Origin of the sequence: Sphingomonas mali NBRC 15500, assembly GCF_001598415.1 — a bacterium.
GTDB lineage: Bacteria > Pseudomonadota > Alphaproteobacteria > Sphingomonadales > Sphingomonadaceae > Sphingomonas > Sphingomonas mali.
This window is the reverse complement of the sequence record NZ_BCYX01000078.1, coordinates 1-10,183: the sequence shown is the minus strand read 5'-3', so window position 1 is coordinate 10,183 and position 10,183 is coordinate 1. Positions and strand designations below refer to the sequence as shown.

General features: G+C 65.3%; 6 protein-coding genes and 1 pseudogene. 4 read left to right on the top strand and 3 right to left on the bottom strand.

Annotation, left to right across the window (positions count from 1 at the left end):
- Positions 1 to 99: 99 nt before the first annotated feature.
- Positions 100 to 1,236, bottom strand: a complete 1,137-nt coding sequence (locus SMA01S_RS23555; RefSeq protein ID WP_245649430.1) for an ROK family transcriptional regulator — start codon at positions 1,234 to 1,236, stop codon at positions 100 to 102.
- Positions 1,237 to 1,356: 120 nt separating this feature from the next.
- Between SMA01S_RS23555 and SMA01S_RS23550 the strand changes: the two genes are divergently transcribed.
- Entirely contained in the window at positions 1,357 to 3,858 is a 2,502-nt protein-coding gene (locus tag SMA01S_RS23550) for a TonB-dependent receptor (protein WP_066827842.1), read from the top strand.
- The gene (locus tag SMA01S_RS23545; protein ID WP_066827841.1) at positions 3,858 to 5,015 is read left to right on the top strand and encodes a YdcF family protein; all 1,158 of its coding nucleotides are present in this window, start codon (positions 3,858 to 3,860) and stop codon (positions 5,013 to 5,015) included. Before SMA01S_RS23550 ends, SMA01S_RS23545 begins: the two co-directional genes overlap by 1 nt.
- Positions 5,016 to 5,850: 835 nt before the next feature.
- On the opposite strand, the gene SMA01S_RS23535 is transcribed toward SMA01S_RS23545, so the two are convergent.
- On the bottom strand, positions 5,851 to 7,296 hold the full coding sequence (locus SMA01S_RS23535; protein ID WP_066827837.1) for an MFS transporter: 1,446 nt from the start codon (positions 7,294 to 7,296) through the stop codon (positions 5,851 to 5,853).
- A 657-nt stretch (positions 7,297 to 7,953) separates the two neighbouring features.
- On the opposite strand from SMA01S_RS23535, the gene SMA01S_RS23530 reads away from it, so the two are divergent.
- Positions 7,954 to 9,258: a tyrosine-type recombinase/integrase gene (locus SMA01S_RS23530; RefSeq protein WP_066827835.1), complete on the top strand. Its 1,305-nt coding sequence runs from the start codon at positions 7,954 to 7,956 to the stop codon at positions 9,256 to 9,258.
- A gap of 358 nt (positions 9,259 to 9,616) precedes the next feature.
- Here the strand turns inward: SMA01S_RS23530 and SMA01S_RS23525 are convergent, their stop codons facing one another.
- On the bottom strand, positions 9,617 to 9,910 hold the full coding sequence (locus SMA01S_RS23525) for a hypothetical protein (protein ID WP_066807556.1): 294 nt from the start codon (positions 9,908 to 9,910) through the stop codon (positions 9,617 to 9,619).
- A gap of 93 nt (positions 9,911 to 10,003) precedes the next feature.
- On the opposite strand from SMA01S_RS23525, the pseudogene SMA01S_RS24360 reads away from it, so the two are divergent.
- Positions 10,004 to 10,183 (top strand): annotated as a pseudogene (locus SMA01S_RS24360) (3-deoxy-7-phosphoheptulonate synthase); the annotation flags it as partial.

The following is a 10,183-nucleotide window of genomic DNA, read 5'->3' as shown; positions in this document are numbered from 1 at the left end:
CCACAGACGCCATTCCGCGACCGGCCCAATTCCAGGCGCGGGTTAGCGGAGCTCCATTGCTCGTTGCCTCAGTTCAGCGGCGATGGAGCAATCTTATCGTTATGCTTGCGCGATCGATGCATGAATCGGCAGTAGCGCCGCACCGAGCGCGGAACCAGCGCCGCCGAGCTGGGATATCTCTATGTCGTACCGCTCCTTCTCGCTCTTCGCGATATGGTCGCCCCACTTGATCGCTCGGCGGTTCAGTCGATCGACAAGGCCGTGCATGATCGCGGACGGCAAAGGGCTCATTAGCCGGATCGCGCCTGGATCGAACCAAGCAAGCGCCGAGTTGATCGTCGGGAGGAGCTGATCGGCGGCCCGTTCCAGCCAATGATCGATCGTTGCCTCATAACCGGGGATAGCGTCGGCGAAATCCGCCAGCGATTCGACCTTGCACCCGGCCGCCTGCAGCGTTGCGATCAGATCGAGCGTCGTCGGGCGCGGCTGGTTGCCTGGGTAGAACATGCCGATCTCGCCGGCGCCGCCCGTTTCGCCGCGCATCAGCCTGCCTTCGTAGACGACCCCCGCCCCCACGCCGTGCCCAAGCAGAATCACCACCGCCGTGGTACAGCGCCGGATCAGCCCGCCCAGATAATATTCGGCGAGCGCCGCCGCCGTTGCGTCGTTCTCGATCCAGATCGGCAGCCGCAGCGTTTCCTCGAAGATCGTGCGCAGCGGCGCGTCCTTCCAGCCGGGCAGGTTGCGGACAACGTGCCAGCGGTTGCCATCCCGCGATAGGGCCGGGCCGGGCACGCTAAAGCCGACGCCGTACAGACGGCTCCCCAGCAGGCGATGTTCAATGGCTAGCTCGTGGATGCGGCGATCGACATGGCGGGCGAAATCATGCGGGTCGATGGGCTCAATTTTCTCGGAGGTGAGCGACACCACGTCCCCGGCATAATCGACCAGCGCGATTTCCAGAAGGCCGGCATAGATCGCCAGCCCGACGGCATAGCCCCCGGCAGGGGAAATCCGCAGCGGCACTGTCGGGCGGCCCCGACCCGCCAGCGCCTCGGCGGGCAATTCCTCGATCAAGGCCTGCCCGATCAGCGTCCTGGTCAGCTTAGAGATGGCGCCGTTGCTGATCTGCAGCGTCTCCGCCAGGGCAGATCGCGATTGCGGGCCGAGAATGCGCAGCTGCCAGAGCAGCCGCTTCTCCTCCTCGCGCAGTGTGACCTGTGGATGCCTCATCATCCAGAGCCCATAGCAGCCCGGGTCACAGCCCACGATTTAATTTCCAAGAAATAAATAAATCTGTCATCCGCACCGCGCATCGGCGCCGCGAGTTCAAAAAAATCTCGGGGGAACGATCCGATGAAGAAGCACAATTTCGCCGCCGGCTGCGCGGTGCTCGCGCTCGGCGTGCTGTCCGCGCCGGCCTTCGCGCAGACCGCAGACACGCCAGCCGCCGACCCGGCGCAGACCGCCGACGATGCGGGTGCAGACATCATCGTCACCGGCTCGGCGCGTGCGCAGCGCCGCTTCGACGTCTCCTACGCGATCAACTCGCTCAGCCAGTCGGACGTCCAGAAGATCGCGCCGAAGAGCTTCGCCGACCTGCTCGGCACCGTCCCCGGCATCCAGGTCGAGGCGACCGGCGGCGAGGTGCAGAACATTACCCGCGTGCGCGGCATCCCGACCGATCGCGGCTACCTGATCTTCCAGCAGGACGGGCTGCCGCTCTACCACGAAATCGACGGTGTCTTCTTCAACTCCGGCGAAGGCATGAACCGCTACGACTTGATGACCGAGCGCGTCGAGATCGTGCGCGGCGGCCCGGCGCCGATCTATGCCAGCAGCGCGGCGGCGATCGCCAACAACATCACCGTGTCGGGCGGCCCGCAGGCTCGCGGCAAAGCGCAGGTCACGCTGGGCGATACCGGCCTCTATCGTCTCGACGCGATGCAGTCCGGCCCGATCAGCGACAACACCTACTTCGCGATCGGCGGCTTCCTGCGCCAGCATGATGGCTATCGCTATGCCGGCTTCCCCAGCGACAAGGGCGGCCAGATCCGCGCCAACCTCAAGCGGCAGCTGGCCAACGGGTACGTCAAGATTTCGGCCGAATATGTGAACGACCACAACGTCTTCTATCTGCCGATCCCGACCAACGATCCGCGCAACCCGGCGGTCTCGCTCAATCCCTATATCGACTATTTCACCGGCACGTTGAATTCGCCGTCACTGCGCAACGTCAACATCAAGTATCGCGACGGCGCCGGCACGCTGCAGAGCATGCAACGCGACCTCTCCAACGGCCGCTACATGCGCTTCTTCAACGCGGCGGTCGATTACGAGGCGGACTTCAGCGGCTGGCAGGTCTCCGCCAAGGTCGGCGGAACCAAGGGCAAGTCGAGCTTCGACGCCTTCTATTCGACCACCAACCCGGTCGATGCGACCAGCTTCGCGGCCAGCTACCTGACCGCCGCACGCACCGCGTTCGGCCCCAATGTGGCCCGGCTCGGCTATGCGTTCGCCGGCACCAACGGCGCGTCGATCTATGATCCCTCGACCGCCTCGGGCCTGGTCATGTCCGGTCAGTATCGCGCCTCGGAATCGGACTTCTACTCGGTGCAGGGTGACCTGAGCGTCACCCGCAAGTTCGAGACCGGCATTGGCACCCACGACGTGCGCGTCGGGTTGTACGGCTCGCTTTACGGCAACACGTTGCTGCAGGCCTATCAGGACATGCTGATCGAAGTGCGCAGCCAGCCGCGCACGCTCGACTTGCTCGCCTATTCGGCGACCGGTCAGGTGCTGGGCTCCATCACCCAGAACGGCGTGCTGCGCTACACCACCACGCTCAACCAGGGCGAAGGCGATGCGCAGATGATTGCCTTCTACGCGAACGACACCTGGGACATCGCCCGCGGCCTGCGCGTCGATGCCGGCATCCGCACCGAGCGTTACAGCTACAAGGGCATCGCGCTGCCTACCACGCAGGTCAATCTGGGCGACCCCACCACGCTCGCCGACGACACCACCCGCGCCTTCACCGGCCAGGTGCTCGACCAGCGGCTGAAGCCCAACGCGACCAACTGGACGGTCGGCGTCAACTACGACCTGAACGGCCATTTCGGGGTCTATGGCCGCATCTCGAACCTGGAAGTGCCGCCGCAGTTGGGTGTGGTGTCTGGCATCAACGCGACCATCGTCAAGACCAAGGCGCGTCAGTACGAAGTCGGCCTCAAGGTCAACTTCGGCCCCAACTATCTCTATGCCACCGGCTTCTACACCAAGTTCAACCCCTTCAATGCCTCGTTCGCGGCGTTCAACCCGCTGACCGGCCGCAACGACCAGACGCTTCCGTTCATCGGGGAGGCCTCGGTCAAGGGCGTCGAAGTGGATGGCCGGGTTGCCCCGATCCGCTGGTTCTCGCTTGAGGGCTCCGTGACCTGGCAGAACCCGGAATATGCCAATCTCCAGAACACCTCAGGCGCCGATCCGAGCGCGGTCAACGGCAAGCAGATCATCCGTGAGGCGAAGTTCTTCGGCAATCTGCGGCCGAGTTTCAACTTCGATCTGGGCGAGCAGAAGCTCTCGATCTTCGGGCGCTTCGAATGGGTCGGCCGGCGCTATGTCGACCTGTTCAACCGCACCGCGATGCCGGGCTATCAGACGACCGGCGCGGGCGCGTCGCTCGATTGGGGGGCGTGGCGGTTCCAGGTAGTCGGCGACAATCTGTTCAACGCCCATGGCCTGACCGAGGGCAACACGCGCACCGACCAGTTCGCCGGTCAGGGCTCCAGCGAGGCGATCTACGGCCGCCCGTTGTTCGGCCGGAATTTCCGCCTCATCGTCAGCCGCAGTTGGTGATGCGCGCTCTGCTCTGCGCCGTCGCGTTCGCGGTGGCAGTGCTCGCCGCCCCGGCTTCGGCCGAGGCGGTGGGCGACGGGGTGATGGCGACGCTATCTGCGCGGCTCTTCCCGTTGTTCGATGCGGCCGGGCGCGATCCGGCGACACTTGAGCAGATCGCCAAGGCGCCCGGCATGGAGAGCATGCTGCGCGTACGGCGGGAGCGACGCGCCGCGTGCGGGACCGATCTCGTCTGCCGCGCGCAAGCGCTGCTTTGGAGCAACAGTGAAGCCGATGCATTGCGTCGCGCCGTTGTTCAAGCGCCGGGCCTTCGCGCCGCAGACGATGGCCCCGCCGCGCAGGTGGAGCGCGAGATCGCGGGCATCAACACAATCGTGCGGACCTATGCGCTGGGGGCGATCCCCACGACCGCGATCGATGGTCCCGGCACGGTCTCGCCGCAAGATCATCAGGCGCGCCTGCAGGCCGCCGACTGGATCGCCGAGGCGCCACGCGCCGGATCGGCACAGCGGCTCGATCCCAGCATCGACTATGCGCTCGCACTGCTCGATGTGAGCGACCGCACCGATGCGATCGGCCACGAACCGCTGACCGGCGGCGCCAACGCCGCGGCGGTGGCGCGGGCGAAGGCGCTCGACTGGCACCGGTATCGCTATAGTGCGATGATCATCACCGGCGTCGGTCCGGAGATCGAAGGCGAGCCGCTCAGTCCGTTCGGAAAGTACCATCTGCGCCTTGCCGCGCGCCGTTTCGCGCAGGGCGACATCGCCTTCATCCTGGTCACGGGTGGGCGGGCGCACCCGCGCGCGACGCCTTTCACCGAAGCCGACGAGATGCGCAAGGCGCTGATCGACCGCTACGGCGTGCCGCCCGATGCGATCATCATCGAGCCCTATGCCCGCCACACCACCACCAACCTGCGCAATGCCAGCCGGCTGCTCGCGCGGATAGGCGCGCCGCTGGAGGCGGAGACGGTGATCGTCTGCAATCCACTACAGAGCGCCTATATCGAAAGCGCGAAGTTCACCGAGCGCAACGCCGCCGAACTCGGCTATCAGCCGGGCAAGATCGTCCGCCGCGCGTCGCCGAGCGAATTGGTGTTCCGCCCGTCACCGGCGTCCGAGCGCGTCGATCCGCGCGATCCCCTCGACCCCTGAAAGGAACCGTCATGCGCCGCTTCGCCCTGGCCGCCGCCCTAATGCTGTGCCCCGCCGTCGCCCATGCCTGGGGCGGCACGGCCCATGCGGCGATCGACCGCGCGGCGATTCAGGCGATACCCGATAGCGGCCCGGTCTTCCTGCGCCGCTATGTCGACTACATCTCGACCTCGGCCGCATTGCCGGACAGCTGGCGCGGGGACGCGGAAGGATTCTCGAAGATCGAGGAAGACCCGAACCATGGCTGGTTCCGCGAACAGTTCGCCTTCCTGAAGCCCATCCCGCGATCGCGCTACGAGTTCATCCTCGCGCTCTACAAGCGCTACGAGATGATCAAGCAGAGCGATCCGGCGACCGCCGCACGTACCAACGTCCGTTGGACCGGCACGCTGCCCTATGCCGCGATGGAAGCCTATGAGCGCCTGATCGTCTGCATGCGCGCGATCCGCGCGGAGAAGGCAAGCGGTGGCGACGCCTCGGTTCCTGAGCAGCACTGCGCGTTCCAGGCGATCCGGCTCGGCCATTATATCGGCGACGGCTCGCAGCCGCTGCATAACTCGGTGAACTCGGACGGCTGGCTGGGACCCAATCCGAACGGCTATACCCGCGATCGTAGCATCCATGCGCGGTTCGAGAGCCGCTTCGTCGACGGCATCGGGCTCACCGCCGCGGATATCGTGCCCCGGATCGGTGCGCCGGCGCATCTCCACGGCGACATGTTCGATGCGGTGCTCGCCTTTCTCGATCAGTCCGGCGATCGCATGGAGACAGTCTATAAGCTCGAGAAGCGCGACGGTTTCACCAACACAGCCGACAAGGACGTCCGCGCCCTGATCTACGAGCGCACCGCCGCAGGTGCCGCGATGCTGCGCGACATGCTTTGCCGTGCCTGGGCGGAAAGCGCGGTGTCGCCGACCCAGGTAACGCCCAAGCCAACCGATTTCTCCAACCCGCGGTTCAATCCGGAGACCGGCTCCGCTCCCGCCTGACGCCGTCCCAGCGCGCGCAGCAGCCGCGCATGGCGGCCATGGTCGAGCGTGAAGCGCCTGAGCAGCAGCATCGCCAACAGCGCGCCGGCCAGTGGTACGCCCAGACCGAGGCCAAGCATGCCGAGACGCACCCCGGTCGGCTGGACCGCGCCGGGGACATAGCCGAGCGCGTTCAACACCCAGCCGATCATCGCGGTCGCCCCTGCGCCGCTGGCCTTCACCAGGACGAGGTAAAAGGCGAATAGCCCCGTCTCGAACCGCCGGCCGTGCCGCCACTCGACAACGTCGACAGCGTCGGCAAGCAGGCCCCAGGGCAGCATGAACACGCTCGCAAAGCCGAAGCCGATCAGCGCCGCGCCCGCCACCTGCCCCGCCGGCCACGTTATGCACAGGGCGAAGAAGAGAAGGCCAAGCGCGCTCACCGCATGCCCCGCACCGAGCAGGCGGCTCTTGCTGAAGCGGTGGGTGAGCGCGGTCCAGGCGAGCACGCCAGCGAATTGCCCCGCGGTCAGCGCGGCAAGCAGCGAGGTGACCGCGCGCGGCCGATCCACGACATAGGTTCCCAGATACATCAACATCCGGCCGAAACACGGCATCGCGAAGCCGGTGAGCAGGGCCAGGGCGCCCATTGCCAACACCATCGGGTCGCGCAGCGGAACGGCGATGCGATCGCCGCGCAGCGCGGATGCCGCGCCGTTTTCGCCGCGCGCGCCCGAAGCCCAGGCGCACAACAGCATGGTCAGTGCGAAGACCAGGCCCGCCCCGATCCCGGTGAACGCTAGCGCGCCGAAATGCCGCGCCCGTCCCGCTTGTTGCACCAACGGTGTGAGCACCGTGGCGATGGCCAGCGCGCTCGCAGTGCTGAAGAAGAGCCGGTAGCCCGAGACGCGCCCGCGCGCCCGGCTGTCACGGCTGACCTGCGCCATCAGCGCATTGTGCGGCACGTCGACCACCGCATAGGCGCCGCGGAAAACGAGGATCGCCGCCGCAAGCATCCAGGCGCGATGCAGACCCAGCGCAGGCATCGCGTAAATCAGCCCGAAGGTCGCCCCACAAGGCAGCGCGGCCAAGGCAACGGTCCAGCGATAGCCCCGCCCCACCGCCCGCCAATGGAGGACGAGCCGGGCCGCGAGCAGATCGAACACCAGGTCGCCCAGCACCGCGAATAGCATCAGTCCCGCCGCCCGGGCACCGTTCAGCCCCAGCACGTCGGTCAGCAAAAACAGGATCGTCAGATCCGCGCCGCCGAACACCAGGGCCTTGCCGAAATTGCCGGACGAATAGGCGAGCATCCGGCTCTCTGTGGCAATGCTCGTGATCGGCCGCGTCTTTCTTATGAGGGGCGGCGGCGAGCCTAACGCCGTGCCTGTGGGTGCCCGTACGGCCTGATCATTTCAGATTGGTGACGGCACCGAAGCGCTAGCGGGCTTCGTCCGCAGATGAACGAACGGCAGTCTAAGAGACGCGTTCTAGGCTACTGGACGGCAGCTATGGGACGCGTAGACTCGCCCGACAATTGCAACAGCCTACGACCGATTGCTGCCATTTTGAGCGGGCGGGGTGCCGTCACACAGCCTTCCGAGTCTGGCCATGTCGGCTGCAATCCACGCCGATTTATTGGCGTCTTCGCTCGATCGCGACCGTCCTAAAGGATGATCTACGACGCAGGTCCGGCAAACAGAACGTATCCCGGCAAATCGCAAAAATTATATGAGACGAAAATTAGACGATTTCGAAAGCGAAACGACTAAATTTGTCAGTAAGTCATCGAAAACGCTGGTGACCCCTACGGGACTCGAACCCGTGTTTTCGCCGTGAGAGAATCGTTTTCGGATGATGGTGGACTTGCATGGACATCAATAAAATCAATTAGTTGGGTCTAAACTGCGCTTCCTCGTCCGCGCTTGTCCGGCTATTTCTATGGACCATGTTTTGACGATGGACAGGTTATGGGCCGCGTTTCAGCCGATCTACGGCTACAGGACAGAAGCGCGCGCGCGCGGCTCGCGCGGCGCCAGAACCCCTATTGGCGCATGATCTCGGAAGGCCGGCACCTGGGCTATTACAAAGGTGCGCGCGGCGGCACCTGGATCGCGCGCTACCGCCCGCCGGGCACCCTCGGCAACGGGATCAAATTCGCGCTCGGCGTTGCCGACGATATCGGCGACGCCAATGGCGACACCGTTCTCAACTGGAAGCAGGCGCTCGACAAGGCCAACCGCTGGTTCGAACTGCGGGAGAAAGGCGGCGTCGAGACCGCCCTCAATCCCGACATCACCGTCGGCGAGGCGGTCGAAAGCTACATCGCCATGCGCAATGCACGGCGCGTCACCCAGGCCGGGCGCGAGGTGCTGTCGGACGCGGCGAGCAACCTCAAGCGCAACGTCCTCGACGATAGCCGCCTGGCGCGCCTGCCGCTCGCCAGGCTGGCCGAAGCCGATCTCAAGGCATGGCAGGAACGCACGCTGCGCAAGCGTTCCACCATCCAGCGCGTCGTCAACGACCTCAAGGCAGCGCTAAACCGTGCTTGGGTGGAGCATCGCCGCGCACTGCCTGGCGATCTGCCAATGGTCATCAAGCTAGGCCTTGCGATCGAGGCCTCGGGCGCGCGCCGCGCGCAAGCGCGCGAGAACCAGATCCTGACCGACGACCAGATCCGGCGTGTCGTCGCAACAGCGCTCACGCTCGATGACGATTTCGGACGGATGGTGGTGATGCTTGCCGCAACCGGCGCACGGTTCGCGCAGCTGCGCCGCATGCGCGTGGCCGATGTCCAAGCGGAGCAGCGCCGGGTGATGGTGCCGGAGTCCTACAAAGGGAGAAGGGACGCCGCCGCCTATGTCCGGGTGCAGGTCGGCACCGACACGCTGGCAATCCTGGCACCGGCGATCGAGGGGCGCCCCGCGACGGCGCCGCTGCTGGAGCGCTGGCGCCATGTCCAGGTCAAAACGGCCGAGCGCCGCAATGCCGCCCAGGTCTGGGAGCGCGGCGAGCGCGGCCCCTGGGCAACTGCGTCCGAAATGGCCCGGTTATGGTCGCAAGCTTGCCGAGATGCGGGGCTGCCGCCGACGACCATACCCTATGCGCTCAGGCATTCGTCGATCGTGCGGGGCTTACGCGCGGGGCTGCCGATCCGGCTGGTGGCGGCAATCCACGACACGTCGGTCGCAATGATCGAACGGCATTATTCACGCTGGATAACGGAGGGTCTCGATGAACTTGCCGCGCGCGCCGTCGTGCCGCTGGTGGCGTGATAGGTGAGGATTTCGAGAAGTTTTAAATAGCTTAGCAGAGCGCTTCTGGAATGGGCGGGATCAGGTGGTTACGGGAATCGCGCTGATGCTGTGCCGGCGGTTCCGAAGACGTGCGGCAGTTGTCGTGGCCGGACCTACGAACAAGGTCAAGGCGAGGCGGGAACGGGGGGGGGGGCGCCTCTGCCAAGTCAGGTATCATCAGCGCTGCTGGCCCGCCACCCAGTCGCGTCAATCCGGACGCGATTTGTCGCAATCGCCAAGCTCGAACGTGTCGACGTCGAGCTGGCAGCATAAGCCGCCGGACCTCGGCGGTGCCAAAATCGGGCTGCGCGAATGGTTATGTTGACGCCCGTGACGATCAGTTCTGCGTCGCGCCGGACTTGATGGCGGATGAAGGGTCGAGGTCATGCTTGGCAAGAAAGGCATTCAGCCCGACCACAAGATTTTGCGCGCCCTGCACGGGCATCACCACCCGTCCGACAACAACGCGGTTCAAAGTTGGGCCGTTCGTATATTCGGGCCGCGCGGACTCGAGCGTGATGACGATGTTCCCGGCCAGAACAAAGAACCCTGCCGCCTCAGCGGCAAACACCTCTGGGGCGAGTGGGTTGGGCAGCAACGGTATTTTCTTTTTGTCACCAGGGTTCGCCATTTCGATTCCTCGTTGTGATAATGGCGTATTATGGCGGGCGGGCGGTAATGGACTCTACAACGCAGCGCACGAGGCGACGAAGGCGCTCGCTGTCCGGTCTTCTCCGCCGCCGCGACGAAGCAATTGACCAGCTATCCGCCGCTGGTCTTTGCCGGAGAGGCGCGCAATCTGACGGCCGACCTCGCGCGCGTGGTCGAAGGCAAGGCGTTCCTGCTCCAGGGCGGCGATTGCGCCGAGAGCTTCGCCGAATTCCATCCCAACAACATCCGCGAC

Bases quoted from the DNA above. Each gene is read 5' to 3' on its own strand.
- SMA01S_RS23525 (WP_066807556.1), bottom strand. From the start codon at position 9,910: ATGGCGAACCCTGGTGACAAAAAGAAAATACCGTTGCTGCCCAACCCA.
- SMA01S_RS23545 (WP_066827841.1), top strand. From the start codon at position 3,858: ATGCGCGCTCTGCTCTGCGCCGTCGCGTTCGCGGTGGCAGTGCTCGCC.
- SMA01S_RS23530 (WP_066827835.1), top strand. From the start codon at position 7,954: ATGGGCCGCGTTTCAGCCGATCTACGGCTACAGGACAGAAGCGCGCGC.
- SMA01S_RS23535 (WP_066827837.1), bottom strand. From the start codon at position 7,296: ATGCTCGCCTATTCGTCCGGCAATTTCGGCAAGGCCCTGGTGTTCGGC.
- SMA01S_RS23550 (WP_066827842.1), top strand. From the start codon at position 1,357: ATGAAGAAGCACAATTTCGCCGCCGGCTGCGCGGTGCTCGCGCTCGGC.
- SMA01S_RS23555 (WP_245649430.1), bottom strand. From the start codon at position 1,236: ATGATGAGGCATCCACAGGTCACACTGCGCGAGGAGGAGAAGCGGCTG.